This is a genomic window from Spiribacter sp. 1M189, from assembly GCF_040838345.1.
In the GTDB taxonomy this organism is placed as follows: Bacteria; Pseudomonadota; Gammaproteobacteria; order Nitrococcales; family Nitrococcaceae; genus Spiribacter; species Spiribacter insolitus.
In genome coordinates this window covers 1,378,725-1,398,955 of the sequence record NZ_JBAKFF010000001.1, presented here as the reverse complement: position 1 = coordinate 1,398,955, position 20,231 = coordinate 1,378,725, and the positions used below count along the sequence as shown (strand labels likewise).

Genomic DNA, 20,231 nt, shown 5'->3' with positions numbered 1-20,231 from the left:
TTTGATGCTGAATTCCGCTTTTGCAGAGGTTGCTGCTCTGCTCATGCTCGCGGCCGTTGTGGGCTTTGCCGGTATCCTTCTACGCCAGCCGCTGATCGTGAGTTTCATCGCGGTGGGCATCATGGCGGGCCCCTCCATGCTGGATGTCGTCCATGCCGAGGCCCAGATCGAGCTGCTCTCGGCACTCGGCATCGCCGTGCTGTTATTCCTTGTTGGCATCAAGCTCGACATCAAGCTCATTCGCTCCCTGGGCGCGGTCGCCCTTGTCACCGGCCTCGGCCAGGTGGCCTTCACCGCCGGCATCGGTTTTCTGATCGGCCTGGCCCTGGGGATGGATGCGGTCACCGCCCTGTATGTGGCCGTAGCGCTTACCTTCTCCAGCACGATCATCATCGTCAAGCTGCTTTCGGACAAGCGCGAGATCGATTCGCTGCACGGCCAGATCGCGCTGGGCTTTCTGATCGTCCAGGATCTGGTGGTGGTTCTGGCCATGATCGTCCTGTCCACGGTGGGCATTGGCGGCCGATCGGACGGCGGTGGCGCCGGAGAGATCGCCATGGTGCTGCTGGCCGGAATCGCCCTGGTCGGTCTGGTGATTCTGTTCGTGCGCTATGTGGCCAACCCGCTCAGTGCCCGCCTGGCCCGTGCGCCGGAGCTGCTGGTGGTCTTCGCCATTGCCCAAGCAACGGTATTCGCAACGGTGGCGGATGCCATCGGTCTCGGTAAGGAGCTCGGTGGGCTGCTGGCGGGGATTTCACTGGCCTCAACGCCCTATCGCGAGACCATCTCGGCGCGGCTGGCGCCGCTGCGGGATTTCCTGCTGTTGTTCTTCTTTATTTCCCTCGGGTCCACACTCGATCTGGGGTTGCTGGGGGACAGTCTTGGCGAGGCGCTGATCTTCTCCGCCTTCGTGCTGATCGGCAATCCGCTGATCGTCCTGGCCATCATGGGGGCCATGGGTTACCGGCGGCGAACCGGCTTTCTGGCCGGGCTGACGGTCGCCCAGATCTCGGAATTCTCGCTGATCTTCATCAGCATGGGGCTCGCCCTGGGCCATGTTGGAGAGGAAGCGCTGGGCCTGGTGACGCTGGTCGGGTTGGTCACCATCGCTGTATCGGTTTATATGATCACCTACTCGCACTGGCTCTATGACCATTTCGGACGGCATCTGTGGATGTTCGAGCGCGCCGAGACGCCGCGTGAGCCCGGCGGACAGGCCGACGAGCATGTGGGCGGCGTCGATATCCTCATTTTCGGGATGGGACGTTTCGGGACGGCCATGGGGCTTCGGCTGCAGCAACGGGGGTTTGCCGTTCTGGGGGTGGACTTCAACCCCAGTGCAATCCGACGCGCGAAGCAGCTCGGCCTGCCTGCCGAATACGGGGATGCGACCGACCCCGAGTTCATCAGCTCACTGCCCCTCGAAAACGCCCGCTGGGTGGTCAGCACCGTACCCCGGCATCCCACGGGGCTGAGCCATGAGGACAGCCGTCACACCCTGATGCAGATCATCCGGGCGGAGCCGTTCGGCGGGAAGATCGCCGTGGCCTCACACAACGACCTGGAGACCGAGGAGCTGCAGCGCCGTGGCGCTGATACGGTGCTGGAGCCGTTCCAGGATGCGGCGGACCGGGCGGTGGACCTCATCTGCGGTGCGCGCGAGGCCCAGCGCACACCCATTCCGCATATCGCCCCGGAGGAGCGCGCCGAGGGCCGCTATTAAGCGGCCTTCAGCCCTCGCCAGCCGCGCGGTCGAGGCCGACGTTGTTTTTCTCGAGTACGCGGTCGGCGCGGTAGCTGGAGCGCACCAGTGGACCCGAGACCACTTCCAGAAAGCCCTTGCCGAGACCGATCTCGCGGTAGCGGTTGAACTGCTCGGGCGTGACATAGCGGTCCACCGGCAGGTGGTTGACCGTGGGCCGCAGGTACTGGCCGAAAGTGACGATGTCGACACCAATGGCGCGCAGGTCGTCCATGGTCTCTATGATTTCCTCGTCCGTCTCGCCCAGCCCCAGCATGAGGCTGGTCTTGGTGAGGACATCCGGCCGCCGCTGCTTGGCGTGCGCGAGCACATCCAGCGTCTGCTGATAGCCGGCACGGGGGTCGCGGACCGGATGGGTCAGCCGTTTGACCGTCTCGACGTTCTGGGCGAAGACTTCGAGGCCGGTGTCGACCACCGTGTTGATCGCCTCATGCCGACCGTTGAAGTCCGGTGTCAGTGCCTCCACCGCCGTCTGGGGATTGCGACGCTTGATCTCGCGGATGCAGGCGGCGTAATGGCTCGCCCCTCCGTCGTCGAGGTCATCGCGGTCCACCGAGGTGAGCACGACGTATTTCAGGCCCATGAGCTCCACCGTCTCCGCGGCGCCGGCTGGTTCATTCTCGTCCAGCCAGCCGCGCGGATTGCCGGTGTCGACGGCGCAGAACCGGCAGGCGCGGGTGCAGACATCACCCATGAGCATGATGGTGGCTGTGCCGGCACTCCAGCACTCGCCCATGTTCGGGCACATGGATTCCTCGCAGACCGTGGCGAGCTTGTGCTCGCGCACGGTCTGGCGGACCTTCTGGTAGGTCTCACCGGTCGGGATCTTGACCCGCAGCCAGTCGGGCTTGTCACCGCGGCCAACGGGGGCGGTGTCGCGCCGGGTCTTGATGCCGTTCTTGATGGCCCGCACGCCATTGGGTTTGCTGACCTTCTGGCCACTGACCACGACAGGGATCCCCTTCAATTCGGACATCTCGGGCTCCTTGCTGACTCAGTCCTTGCCGTAAGGGTTGTTCATGACCGAGAACCAGTTCGCATGCGCCTCGTCGGCCTGCTTGCGATAGCCCTCGACCTCCTCCCGGCTTACCTCTTCACGCAGGCGGGCATCGCTCACTGGTCGCGGATCGTGCCCCGGCCGGGTTTCCGATGGTTGTTCGTCGCGGGGGGTGTCCTCCGCCTGGCGCTCATCATTCATGACGGCGTCTCCCGATGCTGTTCACGTATACTGGCGTCCAGTATACGCGCCGTAACAGGACCGTCTCCATGGCCTCCGTTTCACAGGTTGATGACCATCGCGATCTGGACCTGCGCGGGCTCAACTGTCCGCTTCCCATCCTGCGCACGAAGCAGGCGCTGCGTGAGATGGCCCCGGGCGAGCGCCTTCGCGTCCGTGCCACCGATCCGCACTCGGTGATCGACTTCCGCGGCTTCTGTGACACCAGCACCACCACGTTGTTGCAGCACGAGGAAAGCGAAGGCGTCTTTACATTCTGGCTCGAGAAAGGCCGCTGAGCCGCGCGACCAGCGATTCCACCACCACCGAGAGCCGGCGGCGGAATGAGGGTGTCGGGTGCCAGGTCAGGCCGATCAGCTCCATGCGCTCACGGCGCTCAAGCAATAAGTCATCGCTGGTGCCGAGGTCATCCACCAGCCCTAGCTCCAGGGCGCGTTCTCCCAGCCAGTGTTCGCCGGTGGCCACGTCGTCGAGCTTGAGACGCGGGCGGTAGCGGCCGATGTGGTGCTTGAACAGGTCGTGCACCTCCTGGAGTGATTCGCGGAATTTCGCCCGACCCTCGTCGGTGTTCTCGCCGAACACCGTGAGATCCCGCTTGTGTTCGCCGGCGGTATGCAGCTCGAACTCGATATCGTGGCGCTTGAGCAGGCCATGGAAATTGGGCAGCTGGCCGACCACCCCGATGGAGCCAATCACGGCGAATGGGGCCGCGACGATGCGGTCGGCCACGCAGGCCATCAGATATCCGCCGCTGGCGGCGACGCGATCCACGGCGATGGTCAGCCGGATGTTCGCCTCGCGCAGACGCGCGAGCTGACTGGCCGCCAATCCGTATCCCGGCACCATGCCGCCCGGGCTTTCCAGTCGCAGCAGCACTTCGTCGTCACGCTTGGCGGTGGCGATGATGGCGCTCACCTCCTCGCGCAGTGCATCCACGGCCGTGGCCCGGATATCGCCATCGAAATCGAGCACAAAAAGCCGCGGCAGACGTCCCTCACCCCCCTGGCCGCGCCTTTTCCCGCGACGCCGCTCGCGCAGGCGCTGCAACAGCCGGGGGCGGGCGGTCTGGATGCCCTGCTCGATGCGGCGGCTCATCGCCTCATAGCGCCGGTTAAGCGGCTCCACCTCGAGCTGTTCGCGCTGCCGGCCACGGCGCTTGCCGGCCATGCCACCGAGCATGCCCAGAATGACCGCGAAGGCGACCAGCAGGGTAAGCACGCGGGCGAGGAACAGGGCATAATCCTGAATGAACTCCATTGCATTCTCCTTGATCGAATGCGGATCACTGCAAACCGCAGAGTTTACGCGAGCCAATGCCCGAGGTAAGCCTTTGGAGGTGTCCCGGATGACCCACCAGGCCAGCGACCCGCCGTTCGAGTACCGGGGTGCATCCGTGCTCGGTCTGCGCCAGATTGATCGGATGAACGGAGTCGCCAAGGGCACGGCTTTCCGCGCCTTCAAGCGCGTCCGCCATGAACTGCGAGAGGATCGGGACTTCTTTGTGGTGGATATTGGCGAGCCCGGTGATACGGCATCGGCGCAACTCCTGCGCGCCATGCAGGAAGCCGCTGCGCTCTATCCGGCCAGTCGGGTGGCGGTGCTGATCACCGCCGAGGCCTATGCCCGCATGCAGGGCGTTGCTAGGCTTGAGTCTCAATGAACACCCTGGTGGAGTGGTTGCGGCCGTGGGAGCCCTCGGCGCCGGTTTTCATCGCCTGCGCGCTGGCGGTGGTGATCTATGCGGCGGGGATGATGCGCGGTGCCCGGCCGGGCTTCTGGCCGGCGCTGTCCTATTTTGCGGGCGTGGGGCTGATCTATGCGGTCACCCAGACCCATTACGATTACTACTCGCAGTTCCTGTTCGCCGCCCACCGCCTGCAGCATCTCATACTGCATCACCTGGGGCCCTTCCTGATCGCGCTGTCCATGCCGACTGCCGTGCTGGCGGCGGGCCTTCCGGCCGCCGTGCGGCGGCTGCCTGATGGTCGGCTGCGGCCGCTGTTTCGAGCGCTGCGGGTGGTCTACCGGATCCTGCAGCAGCCGTTCATTGCAGGTTTTCTTTTCGTGGGGTTGATCTATTTCTGGCTCACACCGGAGATCCACTTCGACGCCATGCTCAGCATCGACCTCTACTGGTTCATGAACTGGACAATGGTGGTGGACGGCCTGCTTTTCTGGTGGCTGATCTTCGAGCGTGGCGATCGTGGCATCACGCCCCGGCTCAGCCCCGGGCGTCGTATTCTGGTGCTGGCGTTGATCATGCCGCCACAGATCGCGCTGGGCGCCTATATCACCTTCAGTGGTCAGAACCTGTTCGAGATCTACGATGTCTGCGGGCGAGCGTTCCCCATCGACCCGATGCTTGATCAGCAGATTGGTGGGCTGATTACCTGGATTCCGGCGGCCATGATGAGTGTCGCCGCCGCGATCATTGTGCTGGCATTCCGTCTGGAGAGGGATGATGAAAAGGCTTGACCGGCGGCTCCTGCCGCGGCTGCTCGTACTGGCCCTGGGTCTTCTGCTGGTGGCCTGTGGTGGGCGTGACTACCAGACCAAGGGGATCGAGGGGCTGCTGCCGGATCTGGCCTTCCAGCTGACCGGCGAGGACGGTGAGACGCTGACCGAGGCCGATCTCGCGGGTGCGCCGACGGTGATGTTCTTCGGTTTCACCCACTGTCCCGATGTCTGCCCGACCGCCATGGCCCGCATTGCTGCGGCGACGGAGGCAGCGGGTGAGGGGCTCGACAGCGATCTGCGGGTGCTGTTCGTCTCAGTGGATCCCGGCCGGGACGATCCCGGGAAGCTGGCCCGCTATACGGATTTCTTCAGCGAGCGGGTCACTGGTGCCACGGCGGATGTCGAGACGCTGCGCGAACTCACCAAGCGCTATCGGGCCACCTTTGGCTATGACGAGCCCAATGAGTTCGGCGATTACAACGTCTCGCACTCGAGTGCCATGTACGTGTTCGACGCCGAGGGTGACGCCCGGGCGTTGTTCCGCCCGAGCGACAGTGTCGCCGCCATGGCCGCGGACCTGCGGCGGATCGCCGGGAGCTAGTCCTCGAACAGGTCCTTGTCAGTGACGGCGCCATAGGAGGCCGAGCTCACCAGTTTCGCGAACTTGCCAAGGACACCGCGACGGTAATTGGGCGGGCGCGGCTGCCACCGCTGCCGACGCTCGGCCAGTGCCTCGTCGCTCAGCTTGACCTCAAGCAGGTTATGGTCGGCATCGATCACCACGGTGTCGCCTTCCTCGACCAGCGCGATATTGCCGCCGACCGCGGCTTCCGGCGCGACGTGACCGACCACCATGCCGTAGGTGCCGCCAGAGAACCGGCCGTCGGTGATCAGGCCGACCGCGTCGCCCAGGCCGCGACCGATAATCGCCGAGGTCGGCGCCAGCATCTCACGCATGCCGGGGCCGCCCTTTGGCCCTTCGTATCGGATGATGAGGACATCACCGGCCTGGATGCTGTCGCTGAGGATCGCCTCCATGGCGATCTCCTCGGAGTCGAACACCCGGGCCGGCCCCTCGATGCGGCGCTTCTTGATGCCGCTCACCTTGGCGACCGCGCCTTCCTCGGCCAGATTGCCACGCAGGATGGCCAGGTGTCCCTCGGCATACACCGGGTTGTCGAAGTCGCGGATGATGTCCTGATCCGCGGGCGGAGTCGCCGGCACGTCGGCCAGCAGTTCCTCAATGGTCTGACCGGTAATGGTCATGCACTCGCCGTGCAGCAGTCCTTTCGCCAGCAGCATCTTCATGACCTGGGGCGTTCCGCCCACCTCATGGAACTCGCTGGTCACGTATCGACCCGATGGCTTGAGGTCGCAGAGTACGGGCACGCGCTGACGGATCCGCTCGATGTCATCGATGGAGAAATCAACCTCGCAGGCACTGGCGATGGCCATGAAGTGCAGCACTGCGTTGGTTGAACCGCCGACCGCCATGAGGACGCTGGCGGCATTCTCGAACGCCTTGCGGGTCATAATGTCGCGCGGCAGGCGCTGATGCCGGATTGCGTCCACGAGGACCTCGGCGGCGCGGGCGGCAACGGTGTGCGCCTCTTCGTCGACGGCCGAGACGGTGCTCGAGCCCATGATGCTCATGCCCATGGCCTCGAAGGCGCTGGACATGGTGTTGGCGGTGTACATGCCACCACAGGAGCCGGCGCCGGGGCAGGCATTTTTCTCCACGCCTTTAAGGTCTTCATCGGAGAGGTTGCCGGCGGCGGCCTGGCCGACGGCCTCAAAGGCGCTGACGATGGTCAGGTCCTCGCCCTTGTAATGGCCCGGCTTGATGGTGCCGCCATAGACGAAGATCGACGGGATGTTGAGTCGGGCGATACCGATCATCGCCCCTGGCATGTTCTTGTCGCAGCCGCCGGTGGCGAGCACACCGTCGAGGCTCTGGCCGTTGCAGACGGTTTCGATGGAGTCGGCGATGACCTCGCGGGAGACGAGGGAGTATTTCATCCCCTCGGTGCCCATGGAGATCCCATCAGAGATGGTGATCGTACCGAAGCTCACCGGCATGGCGCCCGCCTCGCGCAGGGCCTCGCTGGCGCGTTCGGCCTGGGCACCGATGCCCATGTTGCAGGGGGTGATGGTGCTGTGCGCATTGCCGACACCGACGATGGGCTTGTCGAAATCCTCGTCGCGGAAGCCGGCCGCCCGCATCATCGCGCGGTTGGGTGTGCGGGCGAGTCCCTGTGTCACGACGCGGCTGCGGCGGTTGTCGGCCATGTTCAATCCTCGAGTCGTCAGTTAAATGGACTTGGGGAGCAAAATACGAAACTCCTGCCCGGCTGGCAATCGTCAACGGCCGACAACATGGCATACTCTGCCCCCGGGAGCGGGCGACATAACGGGCAGTTGCGGTGACAACGCCAAGTGAGCGCTACCAGGCCGACCTGGATAGCGGGGACTTTCTCGATGATGCCGAACAACGGATTGCGGTGGAGGCGCTTGACGACCTCTACCAGACGCTGCTCGAGACGCCGGAGACGCCCGGTGGTCTGCGTGGCTGGTGGGCTCGGCGTCGCGGCGGCGCCGACATCGGCCCGACGGGTCTCTATTTCTGGGGTGGGGTAGGGCGCGGCAAGACCTACCTTATGGACATGTTCTTCGAGTGTCTGCCGCCAACGGTAGGCAAGCGACGGGCGCATTTCCACCGGTTTATGCAGTCCGCCCACGAGCGCCTGCGCGTGCTGCGTGATCAGCCCGATCCGCTTCGGCGCCTGGCCGCCGAGTGGGCCGCCGATACCCACGTCATCTGTTTCGACGAATTCTTCGTCAGCGATATCGCCGATGCCATGATCCTCTCGGGATTGCTGCATGGGCTGATCGATGAGGGGGTGGCACTGGTCGCCACCTCCAATGTGCCGCCCGAGGGGCTCTACGAGGGCGGGTTGCAGCGGGAGCGCTTTCTGCCCGCCATCGACCTGCTCCAGCGGCATACCCGGGTTATGAACGTGGACGGCGGGACGGATTACCGGTTGCGGCTGCTCAGCCGGGCGCCCATCTATCATGTGCCGCCGGATGCCCGTGCCGAAGCGGCCCTGGCGGCTGCCTTCGAGCAGCTGTCCCCGGAACGGGACCATGCTGAACCGGTGCTCCGGGTCAATCACCGCGAGATCCCGGCCCGCGGCGTCGGCGACGGTGTACTGTGGTGTGGCTTCGATGCCCTCTGCGAAGGCCCGCGGAGCCAGGATGACTATATCGAGATCGCCCGGCAGTTCCACACGGTGCTCATCTCCGGCGTTCCCATCCTGGATCGTGAGCGCGAGGATGCCGCCCGCCGGTTCATTGCCCTGGTGGATGAGTTCTACGACCGGGGCGTCAAGCTCCTCATCTCGGCGATGGCCGATATCGATTGGTTGTATCGGGGCATGCGGCTGCGTTTTGAATTCCGTCGCACGGTCTCGCGCTTGCAGGAGATGCAGTCCCACGAGTATCTCGCCATGCCCCATCGGCCCTGAGTTTGTCCCCACAACCTGTGGATAAGTTTGTGGAGGAGCTGGGGGATCGGGGGCGCGGAAGCGATGATGGTGCGGTTGTGTCCGGATCGGTGAATCCTTGATCAGGACTTAATTGCTATAACAATCAGTAACTTACGATTTGTGCCGTGCAATCAGTCAGTTACAGGCTCTATCGCAGGCGCTTTGGCGGATGCCATGTGCATAACCGAATCTGTCAAGCCTTATCGCATCAACCCGGCGACATGCCCTGCCACGCCGCGTGACAGGGCCTCGAGGTCATAGCCTCCCTCGAGCACCGAGCAGATGTGGCCGCCGCAACAGTAATTGGCGACGGCGACCAGCTCGTCGGTAATCCAGCTGAAGTCATCGGCTGTCAGCTCAAGGCCGGCGAGGGGATCCTCGGCCGCCGCGTCAAAACCCGCCGAGAGGATCAGCAGTTCCGGGTCGAAATCGATGAGCGCCGAGATGGCTTCGCCATGGAATTGCTGCCGATAGGCGGCCGAGCCGGTGCCCTCCGGCAAGGGGAGATTGAGGATGTTGCCGGGGATGTTGTCCTTGCGGGTTCCGGTGCCCGGAAACAGCGGATGCTGATGCAGAGAGAGATAGAAGAGCCCTTCGCGCCCGCTGAAAATGCTCTGCGTCCCGTTGCCGTGGTGGACGTCGAAATCGACGACCGCGACGCGTTGTACCCCGTGAACGGCCTGGGCGTGCAGTGCCGCGATCGCGGCATTGCTGAACAGGCAGAATCCCATCGACTCGTCGGGCTCGGCATGATGGCCGGGGGGCCTTGTGGCGCAGAACACGCGCCGGGCCTCGCCGGCCTGGATGGCATCCACGCCCTGCAGTGCGGCGCCGACGGCCCGGAGTGCCGCCTCGCCCGAGCCCGGAGAGACCACCGTGTCCGCATTGAAGTGCCTGCGGCCGCTGGTCGGGATGGCGTCGAATACGGCATCGATATAGTCCGTGTCATGCGCCCGCTCCAGCGCCTCCCGGGGCGCCGCCTGCGCCTCGTGACGGACCAGTGCGGCAAACTCCGGCGCCTCCAGCGCCGTCAGGATGGCCTCGAGGCGCTCGATGCGCTCGGGATGGTCGCTACCGGTGTCGTGTGCCAGACAGTCGCGGTGGGTGATCAGCCAGGTCGACACGATGCCTACTCCCCGGTGAAGAAGGTCTGGCGGAAGGCGACCTTGAACGGTCCACCGCCCTGGTGGGGGTTGACTTCGATTTCAAAGGTCAGCGCTTCGCCATCTTCCACCGGGAAGGTGCCAACATAAGATGTCCAGCCGTCGTCCCGCACGCGTCGCGCACCGATCTCGGCCAGATCGTCATTCTTGTCACGGGCAACGATATCCACCCGGGCTCCCACGGGCTGGCCCTCGCGCAGCACCGTCACCATGATCATGCCGCGGGTGCGGCTGCGCATGATCTGATATTCATCGGCCACTGTGGCATTGAGCATGCCGGTGGGCATGGCGCTGTAGTGGATTTCATAGTCGCCGAAACGGTCCGCCTGCTGGGCGCTGGCGAGCAGGGGCAGCACCATCAGCAGTCCGGCGATCCATCCAGCGATCCGGCGTGGGCAGTGCGGCATGATGCTCTCCTTCAGGCTCGACAGATGCGGTAAAGCGCCACTTCTCCGAAGAGGTTGGGTATCAGGCTTGCCAGCAGTGGCCGCTTGAAGTCATGAGATAACACGCGGCGCTCCAGAATGTGAATACCCAGCTCGTCGCAGAGCGCCTCAAAATCGTGAATCGTGCAGAAATGGATATTCGGCGTCTCGTACCATGCGTACGATAAGGCCTCGCTCATGGGCATGCGCCCGCGGATCGCCAGGTGGTAGCGCAGGCGGTAGTAGGCGAAATTGGGGAAGGTCACGATTCCGGTATGGCCAACCCGCAGCATCTCCCGCAGTAGCTGGTCCGGGCGCTGCACCGCCTGCAGCGTCTGGGTGAGGATGACCTGGTCGAAGGCATCGTCGTCGAAGTCGGAGAGCCCCTCGTCGAGATCGCTCTCAATGACGTTGATGCCGTTGGCAATGCTCTGCGTGATCCCGGCCGGATCGATCTCCAGCCCGTAGCCGGTCGCCTGACGGCTGTCGAACAGATAGCGCAGTAGCCGGCCATCACCGCAACCGAGATCGAGCACACGGTCGCCCGCGCCGACCCAGTCGGCGACGATCTCGAGGTCGGCGCGAAGCGGGCTCATACACCGACCTCCGCGGCGACCCGCTGCATGTAGGTGGTGAACACCTCGCGATAGCGGGGGACCGGCATCAGAAAGGCATCGTGGCCGTGACTGGCTCGTATCTCGGCGTAGCTGACCCGTTTGTTGGTGTCGAGGAGCGCCCGCACGATCTCGCGGCTGGCCGCCGGCGGGAAACGCCAGTCACTGGTGAACGAGGCGACGAAGCAGGGGGCGGTGACGCCACGCAGGGCCTCCGCCAGATCGCCCTCGCAGGCCGCCGCCGGGTCGAAGTAGTCCAGCGCGCGGGTCATGAGCAGGTAGGTGTTGGCATCGAAGCGATCCACGAATGACTGCCCCTGATAGCGCAGGTAGCTCTCCACCTCGAATTCCACGTCGTAATTGAAGCCGTAGTCGTTGGGTTTGCCGCGCCGGTCCCTGCCGAATTTCTCACCCATGGCCGCCTCCGACAGATAGGTGATGTGGCCGAGCATGCGCGCGAGCATCAGGCCGGTGCGCGGTCGATCCCCGGTGGTTGCGTAGTGACCCTCCTGGAAATCCGGATCGGAGCGGATCGCCTGTCGGGCGACCTCGTTGAACGCGATGTTCTGCGCCGAGAGTCGTGGGGCGGCGGCGATGACGATGGCGTGAGCCAGACGCTCGGGCAGATCGATGGCCCACTGTAGCGCCTGCATCCCGCCCAGGCTGCCACCGGCCACGGCGGCCCAGCGGGTAATGCCCAGATGATCGGCCAGCCGAGCCTGGCTGCGGACCCAGTCGCGGACGGTCACCAGGGGAAAGTCGGCGCCGTAGGGCTCGCCGGTTTCCGGATTATGGGTCGTCGGGCCGGTGGAGCCGTGACAGCCGCCAAGGTTGTTGCTGCAGACGACGAAAAAGCGGTTGGTGTCGAGGGGTTTGCCGGGACCGATGCAGGCCTCCCACCAGCCGGGCTTGCGTTCATCCGGCGCGTTGTAGCCGGCGGCGTGATGATTGCCGGACAGGGCGTGACAGACCAGCACGGCGTTGCTGGCATCGGCGTTGAGTTCGCCGTAGGTCTCGTAGGCGAGGGTATAGCCCGGCAGTACCCGCCCCGAATCGAGGGCGAGGGATTCATCGAAATGGACCGTCCGAGGGGTGACCAGACCCACCGAATCGTCAGCGAATGATCCGGCCATGGTTACATCATCAATGCCGGTGCGATGCGGTCGAGCGGTGGCATGATCAGCATCTTCAGGATCTGGATGGCGATGATGGCCGCCAGCGGGGAGAGATCGACGCCCCCGATTGGCGGGATGATCGCCCGGAATGGCCGGATCACGGGCTCGGTCAGCCCCAGCAGGACTGTGGTGGCCGGGTTGTAGTCGCTCGGATTGACCCAGGAGAGGATCGCCCGCACGACGATCGCAATCAGGTAGACGTTGAGCAGCAGGCTGATGAGCTCGGCCGGCGTGCGCAGCAACAGGTAATCGATACGTGGCGTGACGCCGGCGATCATCATCAGGAGTGCCAGCGCCAACGCCTGGAGCACCACCATCAGAACGATGGCCGGAAAGTCGATGCCGCCCCAGCCGGGAATGACGCGGCGCAGGGGCTGTAGCAGCGGTTGGGTGACCCGGACCAGAAACTGCGAGAGCGGGTTGTAGAAATCCGCCCTCGACCACTGCAGCAGAAACCGCAACATAACCGCCATGATGTAGAGGCTGAACAGCGTATCCACCAGAAAAGCCAGTGGACTGCTGAGATAACCCGGCCCCATGCTTACTGATCTCCCAGTTCGTCGCCGATTTCGTGGGCACGACGCGCCGCGGCCTGGAGGGCGCGACGATACAGCCCGGCCAGATCGCCGTCCTCGAGGACCTGCGTTGCCGCCGCCGTCGTGCCGCCGGGGGAGGTGACCCGCTGGCGCAGGGAGGCGGCATCCTCACTACTCTCGAGGGCCATCCGGGCCGCTCCGAGGGCGGTCTCAAGGGTCAGCAGCCGAGCCGTCTCGCTGCTCAGGCCCATCGACTCGCCGGCCGCCTGCATGGCCTCCATGGTCAGGAAGAAATAGGCCGGACCGCTGCCGGAAACGGCGGTGACGGCATCCATCTGCTGCTCATCGGGCAGCCAGACCACCATGCCCACCGCCCGCAGGATGCTCTCGGCAAGGTCATGCTGCCCGGCGGTGACCGCCTCGTTGGCGTAAAGGGCGGTGGCACCGGTCTGGACCAGGGCGGGGGTGTTGGGCATGGCCCGGACCACCGGCGCATCCCCGCCCAGCCATGAGGCGATATCGACGCAGCGCACCCCCGCCGCGACAGAGATGACGAGGCTCTCCTGCTCGCGGATCTGCCCGGCCAGATCGCGGATTACATCCGCGATCAGCGGTGGTTTGACTGCCAGGATCACCGCATCGGCGCCGCGAATCGCGGTGGCGTTCTCCTCGAAGGCCTGAATGCCGAAGTCCTCGATCAGCGCCTCGCGGCGCCGGGCATCCGGTTCGGCGATGCGCAGACCCGCATGGGGGTGGCCATCGGCAATCAGTCCGCCGATCAGGCTGCGGGCCATATTGCCGCCACCGATAAAGGCAATGATCTTCTCGCTCACGGCGTTTTCTCCGGTCGGGGTCCGAAAACGGCGGTGCCCAGGCGAACCATCGTCGCCCCCTCGGCCACCGCCGCCTCCAGATCATTGGACATGCCCATGGACAGCGTATCGAGCGCCAGTCCGTCGGCAACGAGTCGTGCCTGCAGCTCGCGTAACTGCCGGAACGCAGCCCGCTGGGATTCAAAATCGGGGACCGCCTCCGGCAGCGTCATCAAGCCGCGCAACTGCAGGTTGGGCAGGCTGGCGATCTCATTGGCCAGATCCGGCGCCTGTTCGGGCGCAACCCCCGACTTGCTGGCCTCGCCGCTGACATTGACCTGCAGACAGCATTGCAGCGGCGCGGCGTCCGCCGGACGCTGCTCAGACAGCCGCCGGGCGATCTTCAGCCGATCGATGGTATGCACCCAGTCAAAGCCTTCCGCCACTGCCCGGGTCTTGTTCGACTGCAGGGCGCCGATGAAATGCCATTCGACCGACTCCCCCGCGAGGGCTTCGCGTTTCTCCGCACCCTCCTGCAGATAATTCTCGCCAAATGCATGCTGTCCCTCGGCGATTGCCGCCCGGATCGCCTCGATGGGCTGGCGTTTGCTCACCGCCAGCAGCTTCACACTGCCCGCCTCACGCCCATAGGCAACCTCGGCATCACGAATCCGCTGGCGCACTGCGGCGAGGCGCTGAGCGATTTCGGCTTTCGGCTCGGTGATCATCCTCGGAATGATACGGCGGGAGGTGTGATGGCGTCGAATTTGATGCGGTGGGGATCGACTCCCTACCTGTCCCCCGGGCTCACGCGAGACGCGGGGCCTGGAACGTGGTGGATATCACACAGACGGGCGTCTCAAGATCGCCCGGTGGACAGGTAGGGAGCCGATAAGCCCAGGATCTGGTGGTGTGTCATGGCTTGTCGGTCCCGTCGCCTTGTCCCGGGCGACCTCGGGGCGCGTTTCGGTGTGTTATCCACCGCGTGAAGCGCCGCGCGCACCGCGCGAGCCCGGGACAAGGCGACGGGACCGACAGGGCACCGCACGGCGATCCCTGCATCAACCGCGTTCCTGAACCCCCGGTAGTTCCACCAGCTCCACCGCGCCGACGCTGGCGCGGAGCCCCTGGCGGCATTGATGGAGTTCGCCCCACGGGCCAAAGGCGATCAGTCGCAGCGACTGGCGTTCGGCATCGGGGGTATCGCTGAGGTAGCGGCCGAGCAGATCCATGACACTGCCCTCGTAAACACCGGGTCGGTCATCATCGAGCGCGACGCGGGCGGGCACACCGGCCTGTTCCAGGCTGCCGATGCCGGCGATTGCGCTGTCGGCGAGCGCGGGGATGAAAAAGCGCGAGGGTATCAGTCGGGCCGGCAGGCCGTAATGCCCGCCCAGCAACAGCAGGCGAACCTGATCTGAATAGCGCTCGGCAAGTGCCATGGCGGGGCCGATGCCGAGATCCTCGCCGAGCACCAGCAGGCGCTCGGCGGATGCGGGCACGATGGGTTCGCCCTGTAGAGCGGAGACCACGACGGGGGTACCTGGCCCGATGTTTGCGGGCAAGCAGCCCTGGGGCAGGATGCCGGCGACCCAGCCTTCGCTCTCGTCGGCATCACGGACTGGCAGACAGCAGCGTCGGCCCGCCAGCTCCAGCCACAGCCACTGGCCCGGCGCGGGTGCGGCGGCATTCCAGCCAATCCGCAGGAGCCACCAGTCGTCCATGACCGGTGTCGCGTCGATCAGGCGGTCGGGTTTCATGGGCCGTCGGGTTGATGGACCAGCCGTCCGGCCACGAGGGTATGCGTGGCGCGGGCGCTGAACTCCCAGCCGAGGAATGGGGAGTTAAGGCCGCGGCTGCGCAGGCGCTCCTCGCTGCAGAACCACGGGTCAACCGGGTCCACAACGACCAGATCGGCGGCGGCGCCCTCATCAAGGCGGCCACCCTCCAGTCCCAGCAGTCGGGCCGGCTCCAGGGTCACTGTCGCCAGTGCCCGATGCAGTGGGAGCACCTCCTCTTCGACCAGTCGCAGCACCAGCGCCAGCAGTGTGTCGAGGCCGCTGGCGCCGGGTGCGGTGCTGGCGAACGGCCCATCCTTGGCATCCTGGTCATGGGGCTGATGGTCGGAGCAGATGATGCGGATCACTCGGTCGGCCACGGCCTGCCGCAGGGCCTCTCGATCGATAATGTCTCTCAGCGGCGGCTCCAGATGGAATCGCGTGTCGTATTCCATCGCATCCTGATCGGTCAGAAACAGGTGATGGATAGCCACATCCGCCGTCAGCTTGCGATTCTCGCCAAGCGCGGTGGTGAGCAGCCGCGCGCCATCAGCACTGGAGAGCCGTCCGAAGTGGACTCGGGCCTGGGTGGCACCGGCAACCGCGAGTTGTCGGCCGAGCCCGGCGGTTTCGGCCGCGGCGGGAATCCCGGGCAGGCCCAGCCGGGTGGCCGTCGGACCCTCGTTCAGGCAGCCCTGGGCCAGGCTCGAGTCCACCGGTGTGAGCAGACAGGGCAGGGAGAAAGTGCTGGCGTATTCCAGCGCCCGCCGCAGTACCAGCGAATCCCGGATCGGCCGGTTGCCGTCGGACAGCGCGGGGCATCCGGCGGCGGCCAGGCCCGCCATGCCGGAGAGCTGCTCGCCGGCCAGTTTCTGCGTCAGCGCACCCAGCGGCACCACCCGGGCGGCGCCGGCGGCATCGGCCCGATGCGTCACCAGCTCCACAACGGAGGGTGTATCCATGACCGGCGCGGTGTCCGGTGGCATGACCAGGGTGGTGATGCCGGCTGCCGCCGCCGCTCGGCTCTCGCTGGTGATGTCGGCCTTGCGGGTGGCGCCCGGTTCGCGCAGGCGTGCGCTGAGGTCGATCAGCCCGGGGATGACCCATTGGCCGCTGGCGTCGATGCGCTGATCCGGCGTGAAGTCCTCGATCTGTCCCCCGAGCCGGACGATGCGTCCATCGGCGACGGCGACGTCCCCGGTTTCATCAAAGCCGCTGGCGGGATCGATCAGGCGACCGTTGACGATGAGGATCCGACTCATGAGACCTCCCGTGCCGTGTCCGCCTGGACACCGAGCACCATGGTCATGACCGCCATGCGCACGGCGATGCCGTTGGTCACCTGATCGAGGATGACCGAGCGCGGGCCGTCGGCCAGGGCAGAATCGATCTCCACGCCGCGGTTAATGGGTCCGGGATGCATTACGATGGCCTCGAGATGTGCGCTGGCCAGGCGGGATTCGGTCAGCCCGTAGTGCCGGAAGTACTCCGATTCGCCCGGCAGGAGCGCCCCCTGCATGCGCTCATGCTGCAGGCGCAGGGCGATGACCACGTCCACATCGCGCAGCCCGGCGCTGAGGTCGTTATAGACCTGCACACCCAGGGTGTCCACGTCCGAGGGCAGCAGCGTGTTGGGTGCGATGACGCGTACTTCGCCGGCGCCCAGTCCATTGAAGGCATGGATCTGGGAGCGCGCCACCCGCGAATGGCGGATGTCACCGACGATGGCGATGCGCAGTTGCTCGAACGGGCCCTTATGGCGACGGATGGTGAAGGCATCGAGCATGGCCTGGGTGGGATGGGCATGCCAGCCGTCGCCGGCGTTCAGTACCGCCACGCCCGGGTCGACGTGGCGGGCGAAGTACTCCGCCGCTCCGCTCTGGTTGTGGCGGATCACGAACATGTCGGCCTGCATTGCCTGCAGGTTGCGGAGCATGTCCAGCAGGCTTTCGCCTTTTGTTGTCGTCGTGTCCACCGCGACGTTGAGCACGTCGGCGGACAGGCGTTTGGCCGCCAGTTCAAAGGTGGTCCGTGTGCGTGTGCTCGACTCGAAGAACAGATTGATCACGGTCCGGCCGCGCAGTAGCGGGACCTTCTTGACCGATTTGCCGATCACACCGGCAAACGACTCGGCGGTATCCAGGATGCGCGTGAGCAGCCGCGGATCGAGACCCTCGGTGGTGAGAAAATGCCGCAGCCGCCCCTGGTCATCCAGCTGGACGCTCATGAATGGGCCTCCTCAATGACCAGATGCAGGGGGTCGGGGCCGCGCAGCTTGACCCGCTGCCGCGGTGGCAGATCGATGTAGTGGGCGGCGATATCGGCCTGGATGGGCAGTTCGCGTCCCGGTCGATCCAGCAGGACGGCGAGACGCACGGCGGCGGGGCGCCCGTAGTCGAAGATTTCGTTAAGCGCCGCCCGAATGGTCCGGCCGGTGTAGAGGATGTCGTCCACCAGGACGATGACACGGTCCTCGATATCGATGGGCATTCGGGTAGGCCGGACCTCGGCCTGCAGGCCGCCACGGGCCAGGTCATCGCGGTAGAACGCGATGTCCACCGCGCCGGGCTCGCCGGGTAGTTCGAGGCGCGCCTGCAGGTGCTGTGCCAGCCACGCGCCGCCCTGGTGGATCCCCACCAGCGCGCAGCGCTCCCGGCCCTCGGCCGACAGCAGGGTGGCCACCTGCTCGGTGAGCTTGGCCAGCAGCGGTTCGATATCAGGCAATTCTCTCGTCACGGGGGCTGCTCGCTTATCCAGGTTTCGAGAATGATACGCGCCGCCTCGGCATCGATCACGTCCGCCCTCGCGCCGCGCTCATGCAGGGCGGCCTCGGCGGCATGGCTCGAGAGCTGCTCGTCGATGCGATGGACGCTGACCCCGGTGCGCCGGGCCAGCTCTCCCGCGAAGCGTTCGGCAAGACGCGTGCTGTCCGAGGCGCTGCCGTCGGCATGGCGAGGGATACCGACGATCAGCGCCGCCGGGCGCCAATCGTCAACAACGGCTTGCACCGCCGACCAGTCCGGGCGGCCGGCGCGGCATGGCAGAACAGCCAGCGCACGGGCCTGGCCGGTGATCGACTGCCCGATGGCCACCCCCAATCGTTTCTCTCCGGCATCGAAGCCGAGGTAGGTGGCGTCTTTGCTCATGGCGTGGTTTCCCCAAATGACCAGGTGCGCGTGATGACGAGCTCATCGCGACCCTGCAGCACGGCTGGCGGTATCGCCGGGAACGGCGCAGCGGCCTCGACGAGGCGCCGCGCGGCTTGTTGCAGGATAGGCTGCCCTCCGTCCCCAAGCATCCTCGTGGCGAGAATCTCGCCGTCGGCATTGAGCGTCACCGCCATGACAACACGACCCCTGATATCCGCTTCGATCAGGGCCGGTGGATAGGCCTGATTGCCCACGGCCTCGGCCTGCAGGATCCACTCGCGAAGATACCGTGCGGCTGGCTCGTCACGCGTCGTCCCGTCGATATGCCGCTGGTGCTCGCGGGGTGGTTCGTCAATCGTCTGCCAGGCGTCGGGCGCTGTGCCGGTGACCAGGCGCATGGGTTGACTGCGTTGCGGGGTCGAGCGCTGCAGCTCGAGGGTGAGCGGCATCTCGGCGCTCATCCGGGGTTTCGATAGGCTGCCCGGCCCCAACGGCCCGAACAACACCAGAATATGCACCACCACCGACAGTAGGATCGCCATGAGCAGACGATCGCGGGCGAGGGTGGCATCGTCCATGCTGGATCAGGGGCGTCCCATGAGCCGGTGTTCGATCACCGTGAAAAGCTCCGCGGCGATGTTCGTCCCCTGCTGGGCGTCGATTTCGCGCACACAGGTCGGGCTGGTGACATTGACCTCGGTGAGGTAGCCGCCAATCACGTCGAGACCGGCGAAGAGGATGCCGTGCTCCGCGAGCAGGGGGCGAACCTGCTCGACGATCCAGTGCTCACGCTCGGTGAGGGGGCGGGCGACACCACGTCCACCGGCCGCGAGGTTGCCACGGCTCTCCCCGGCGGCGGGCAGCCGGGCCAGGGCGAAGTCCACGGGCTGACCATCGATCACCAGGATGCGCCGGTCGCCGTCGCTGATCTCGGGCAGATAGCGCTGCGCCATCACGTAACGCGTGCCGCGCTCGGAGAGCTGCTCGATGATCACGCTGGTATTGGGATCACCGGCGTGCACCACGAATATGGCCTCGCCCCCCATGCCGTGCAGCGGTTTGAGCACCGCGCGTTCCTGGGCATTGATGAAGGCCTTCAATGGCTCGGCCTTCATTTCCACAACAGTGGGCGTGCAGCACTGCGGGAAGTGCGCGATGGACAGCTTCTCCTGCACATCGCGCAGGCCCCGTGGTCGGTTGACCACCAGCACGCCGGCGCGCTCGGCGACCTCGAGGATATGGGTGGCGTAGACATAGGCGCTGTCCACCGGCGGGTCCTTGCGCATGAGAATGGCATCGAGGTTCTCGAGCGGCTCCTCGTCGCGTTCGCCGAGGCTGAACCAGTCATGGTTGTCGTCGCGAACCTCGAGCAACGCGCCATCGCCATAGGCCGTGCCATCCCGCAGCGAGAGATCGGCCAGCGTCAGATAGCGGATCTCCCAGCCGCGTCGCTGGGCTTCCAGCAACATCGCCAGCGTGGTGTCCTTGTACGGGGTAATGCCCTCGATGGGGTCCATGACGACCCCGAGGCGATAGGCCATGGGAGGCTCCTCGTTGCAACGTGCCGACGGCGGGTAG

The 20,231-nt window shown here is 65.5% G+C and carries 24 protein-coding genes; 6 read left to right on the top strand and 18 right to left on the bottom strand.

Translation table 11 applies throughout. From position 1 onward, the window contains the following. The first annotated feature begins 4 nt into the window (after positions 1-4). Positions 5-1,723 (top strand): cation:proton antiporter, encoded by a 1,719-nt coding sequence (locus V6X30_RS07050; protein WP_367983914.1) that lies wholly within the window; start codon positions 5-7, stop codon positions 1,721-1,723. A gap of 7 nt (positions 1,724-1,730) precedes the next feature. Here V6X30_RS07050 and lipA read toward each other — a convergent pair whose 3' ends face one another. Together lipA and V6X30_RS07040 are read right to left on the bottom strand one after the other, a co-directional pair. Continuing rightward, complete coding sequence (gene lipA / locus V6X30_RS07045; protein ID WP_367983913.1) at positions 1,731-2,738, bottom strand: lipoyl synthase; 1,008 nt, start codon at positions 2,736-2,738, stop codon at positions 1,731-1,733. A gap of 18 nt (positions 2,739-2,756) precedes the next feature. Continuing rightward, complete coding sequence (locus V6X30_RS07040; protein WP_367983912.1) at positions 2,757-2,960, bottom strand: hypothetical protein; 204 nt, start codon at positions 2,958-2,960, stop codon at positions 2,757-2,759. 68 nt (positions 2,961-3,028) lie between these two features. On the opposite strand from V6X30_RS07040, the gene V6X30_RS07035 reads away from it, so the two are divergent. Beyond that, positions 3,029-3,277, top strand: a complete 249-nt coding sequence (locus V6X30_RS07035; RefSeq protein WP_367983911.1) for a sulfurtransferase TusA family protein — start codon at positions 3,029-3,031, stop codon at positions 3,275-3,277. Here V6X30_RS07035 and sohB read toward each other — a convergent pair. Then, positions 3,249-4,256, bottom strand: coding sequence for a protease SohB (sohB, locus tag V6X30_RS07030; RefSeq protein ID WP_367983910.1), 1,008 nt, complete (start codon positions 4,254-4,256; stop codon positions 3,249-3,251). The genes V6X30_RS07035 and sohB overlap by 29 nt on opposite strands. Before the next feature lie 88 nt (positions 4,257-4,344). Between sohB and V6X30_RS07025 the strand changes: the two genes are divergently transcribed. From V6X30_RS07025 to V6X30_RS07015, 3 genes are read left to right on the top strand one after another with little or no spacing between them, the layout of a single operon-like run. After that, positions 4,345-4,659 (top strand): ORF6N domain-containing protein, encoded by a 315-nt coding sequence (locus V6X30_RS07025; protein WP_367983909.1) that lies wholly within the window; start codon positions 4,345-4,347, stop codon positions 4,657-4,659. After that, positions 4,656-5,474 carry a cytochrome c oxidase assembly protein gene (locus V6X30_RS07020; protein ID WP_367983908.1) on the top strand — a complete coding sequence of 273 codons (819 nt, stop codon included), beginning with the start codon at positions 4,656-4,658 and terminating at the stop codon, positions 5,472-5,474. The genes V6X30_RS07025 and V6X30_RS07020 overlap by 4 nt, the downstream gene beginning before the upstream one ends. Then, a complete protein-coding gene (locus V6X30_RS07015) occupies positions 5,461-6,057 on the top strand; it encodes an SCO family protein (RefSeq protein ID WP_367983907.1) in 597 nt (198 codons plus the stop codon). Before V6X30_RS07020 ends, V6X30_RS07015 begins: the two co-directional genes overlap by 14 nt. On the opposite strand, the gene ilvD is transcribed toward V6X30_RS07015, so the two are convergent. After that, the gene (ilvD, locus tag V6X30_RS07010; protein WP_367983906.1) at positions 6,054-7,745 is read right to left on the bottom strand and encodes a dihydroxy-acid dehydratase; all 1,692 of its coding nucleotides are present in this window, start codon (positions 7,743-7,745) and stop codon (positions 6,054-6,056) included. The genes V6X30_RS07015 and ilvD overlap by 4 nt on opposite strands. Before the next feature lie 134 nt (positions 7,746-7,879). Here ilvD and zapE point away from each other — a divergent pair, with 134 nt between their 5' ends. Continuing rightward, a complete protein-coding gene (zapE, locus tag V6X30_RS07005; protein ID WP_367983905.1) occupies positions 7,880-8,980 on the top strand; it encodes a cell division protein ZapE in 1,101 nt (366 codons plus the stop codon). Positions 8,981-9,201: 221 nt separating this feature from the next. Here zapE and V6X30_RS07000 read toward each other — a convergent pair whose 3' ends face one another. From V6X30_RS07000 to gshB, 14 genes are all read right to left on the bottom strand, one after another. Then, the gene (locus V6X30_RS07000) at positions 9,202-10,125 is read right to left on the bottom strand and encodes a histone deacetylase family protein (protein WP_367983904.1); all 924 of its coding nucleotides are present in this window, start codon (positions 10,123-10,125) and stop codon (positions 9,202-9,204) included. 5 nt (positions 10,126-10,130) lie between these two features. Next, on the bottom strand, positions 10,131-10,571 hold the full coding sequence (locus tag V6X30_RS06995; RefSeq protein ID WP_367983903.1) for a DUF4426 domain-containing protein: 441 nt from the start codon (positions 10,569-10,571) through the stop codon (positions 10,131-10,133). Positions 10,572-10,582: 11 nt separating this feature from the next. After that, positions 10,583-11,185 carry a methionine biosynthesis protein MetW gene (gene metW / locus V6X30_RS06990; protein ID WP_367983902.1) on the bottom strand — a complete coding sequence of 201 codons (603 nt, stop codon included), beginning with the start codon at positions 11,183-11,185 and terminating at the stop codon, positions 10,583-10,585. Next, on the bottom strand, positions 11,182-12,336 hold the full coding sequence (metX, locus tag V6X30_RS06985; protein ID WP_367983901.1) for a homoserine O-succinyltransferase MetX: 1,155 nt from the start codon (positions 12,334-12,336) through the stop codon (positions 11,182-11,184). The genes metW and metX overlap by 4 nt, the downstream gene beginning before the upstream one ends. Positions 12,337-12,338: 2 nt before the next feature. After that, complete coding sequence (locus V6X30_RS06980) at positions 12,339-12,917, bottom strand: YggT family protein (protein ID WP_367983900.1); 579 nt, start codon at positions 12,915-12,917, stop codon at positions 12,339-12,341. Positions 12,918-12,919: 2 nt separating this feature from the next. Continuing rightward, positions 12,920-13,747 (bottom strand): pyrroline-5-carboxylate reductase, encoded by an 828-nt coding sequence (gene proC / locus V6X30_RS06975; RefSeq protein WP_367983899.1) that lies wholly within the window; start codon positions 13,745-13,747, stop codon positions 12,920-12,922. Then, positions 13,744-14,454 carry a YggS family pyridoxal phosphate-dependent enzyme gene (locus V6X30_RS06970; RefSeq protein ID WP_367983898.1) on the bottom strand — a complete coding sequence of 237 codons (711 nt, stop codon included), beginning with the start codon at positions 14,452-14,454 and terminating at the stop codon, positions 13,744-13,746. Before V6X30_RS06970 ends, proC begins: the two co-directional genes overlap by 4 nt. A gap of 333 nt (positions 14,455-14,787) precedes the next feature. Beyond that, positions 14,788-15,486, bottom strand: a complete 699-nt coding sequence (locus tag V6X30_RS06965; protein ID WP_367983897.1) for a hypothetical protein — start codon at positions 15,484-15,486, stop codon at positions 14,788-14,790. Beyond that, on the bottom strand, positions 15,483-16,766 hold the full coding sequence (locus V6X30_RS06960) for a dihydroorotase (RefSeq protein WP_367983896.1): 1,284 nt from the start codon (positions 16,764-16,766) through the stop codon (positions 15,483-15,485). Before V6X30_RS06960 ends, V6X30_RS06965 begins: the two co-directional genes overlap by 4 nt. Continuing rightward, a complete protein-coding gene (locus V6X30_RS06955) occupies positions 16,763-17,731 on the bottom strand; it encodes an aspartate carbamoyltransferase catalytic subunit (protein WP_367983895.1) in 969 nt (322 codons plus the stop codon). Before V6X30_RS06955 ends, V6X30_RS06960 begins: the two co-directional genes overlap by 4 nt. Continuing rightward, entirely contained in the window at positions 17,728-18,228 is a 501-nt protein-coding gene (pyrR, locus tag V6X30_RS06950) for a bifunctional pyr operon transcriptional regulator/uracil phosphoribosyltransferase PyrR (protein WP_367983894.1), read from the bottom strand. Before pyrR ends, V6X30_RS06955 begins: the two co-directional genes overlap by 4 nt. A gap of 8 nt (positions 18,229-18,236) precedes the next feature. Next, positions 18,237-18,650, bottom strand: a complete 414-nt coding sequence (ruvX, locus tag V6X30_RS06945) for a Holliday junction resolvase RuvX (RefSeq protein ID WP_367983893.1) — start codon at positions 18,648-18,650, stop codon at positions 18,237-18,239. Then, positions 18,647-19,231, bottom strand: coding sequence for an energy transducer TonB (locus tag V6X30_RS06940; protein WP_367983892.1), 585 nt, complete (start codon positions 19,229-19,231; stop codon positions 18,647-18,649). Before V6X30_RS06940 ends, ruvX begins: the two co-directional genes overlap by 4 nt. Before the next feature lie 6 nt (positions 19,232-19,237). Beyond that, on the bottom strand, positions 19,238-20,194 hold the full coding sequence (gene gshB, locus V6X30_RS06935; protein WP_367983891.1) for a glutathione synthase: 957 nt from the start codon (positions 20,192-20,194) through the stop codon (positions 19,238-19,240). Positions 20,195-20,231 lie beyond the last annotated feature (37 nt).

What these genes read in the sequence shown, in the direction of transcription:
- V6X30_RS06940 (WP_367983892.1), bottom strand. Translation starts at nt 19,231, where the DNA reads ATGGACGATGCCACCCTCGCCCGCGATCGTCTGCTCATGGCGATCCTA.
- ilvD (WP_367983906.1), bottom strand. Translation starts at nt 7,745, where the DNA reads ATGGCCGACAACCGCCGCAGCCGCGTCGTGACACAGGGACTCGCCCGC.
- V6X30_RS07035 (WP_367983911.1), top strand. Translation starts at nt 3,029, where the DNA reads ATGGCCTCCGTTTCACAGGTTGATGACCATCGCGATCTGGACCTGCGC.
- gshB (WP_367983891.1), bottom strand. Translation starts at nt 20,194, where the DNA reads ATGGCCTATCGCCTCGGGGTCGTCATGGACCCCATCGAGGGCATTACC.
- V6X30_RS07025 (WP_367983909.1), top strand. Translation starts at nt 4,345, where the DNA reads ATGACCCACCAGGCCAGCGACCCGCCGTTCGAGTACCGGGGTGCATCC.
- V6X30_RS07040 (WP_367983912.1), bottom strand. Translation starts at nt 2,960, where the DNA reads ATGAATGATGAGCGCCAGGCGGAGGACACCCCCCGCGACGAACAACCA.
- lipA (WP_367983913.1), bottom strand. Translation starts at nt 2,738, where the DNA reads ATGTCCGAATTGAAGGGGATCCCTGTCGTGGTCAGTGGCCAGAAGGTC.
- metX (WP_367983901.1), bottom strand. Translation starts at nt 12,336, where the DNA reads ATGGCCGGATCATTCGCTGACGATTCGGTGGGTCTGGTCACCCCTCGG.
- V6X30_RS06955 (WP_367983895.1), bottom strand. Translation starts at nt 17,731, where the DNA reads ATGAGCGTCCAGCTGGATGACCAGGGGCGGCTGCGGCATTTTCTCACC.
- V6X30_RS06995 (WP_367983903.1), bottom strand. Translation starts at nt 10,571, where the DNA reads ATGCCGCACTGCCCACGCCGGATCGCTGGATGGATCGCCGGACTGCTG.
- V6X30_RS07050 (WP_367983914.1), top strand. Translation starts at nt 5, where the DNA reads ATGCTGAATTCCGCTTTTGCAGAGGTTGCTGCTCTGCTCATGCTCGCG.
- sohB (WP_367983910.1), bottom strand. Translation starts at nt 4,256, where the DNA reads ATGGAGTTCATTCAGGATTATGCCCTGTTCCTCGCCCGCGTGCTTACC.
- V6X30_RS06970 (WP_367983898.1), bottom strand. Translation starts at nt 14,454, where the DNA reads ATGATCACCGAGCCGAAAGCCGAAATCGCTCAGCGCCTCGCCGCAGTG.
- V6X30_RS06960 (WP_367983896.1), bottom strand. Translation starts at nt 16,766, where the DNA reads ATGAGTCGGATCCTCATCGTCAACGGTCGCCTGATCGATCCCGCCAGC.
- ruvX (WP_367983893.1), bottom strand. Translation starts at nt 18,650, where the DNA reads ATGAGCAAAGACGCCACCTACCTCGGCTTCGATGCCGGAGAGAAACGA.
- V6X30_RS06980 (WP_367983900.1), bottom strand. Translation starts at nt 12,917, where the DNA reads ATGGGGCCGGGTTATCTCAGCAGTCCACTGGCTTTTCTGGTGGATACG.
- V6X30_RS07015 (WP_367983907.1), top strand. Translation starts at nt 5,461, where the DNA reads ATGAAAAGGCTTGACCGGCGGCTCCTGCCGCGGCTGCTCGTACTGGCC.
- metW (WP_367983902.1), bottom strand. Translation starts at nt 11,185, where the DNA reads ATGAGCCCGCTTCGCGCCGACCTCGAGATCGTCGCCGACTGGGTCGGC.
- V6X30_RS06965 (WP_367983897.1), bottom strand. Translation starts at nt 15,486, where the DNA reads ATGAAACCCGACCGCCTGATCGACGCGACACCGGTCATGGACGACTGG.
- V6X30_RS07020 (WP_367983908.1), top strand. Translation starts at nt 4,656, where the DNA reads ATGAACACCCTGGTGGAGTGGTTGCGGCCGTGGGAGCCCTCGGCGCCG.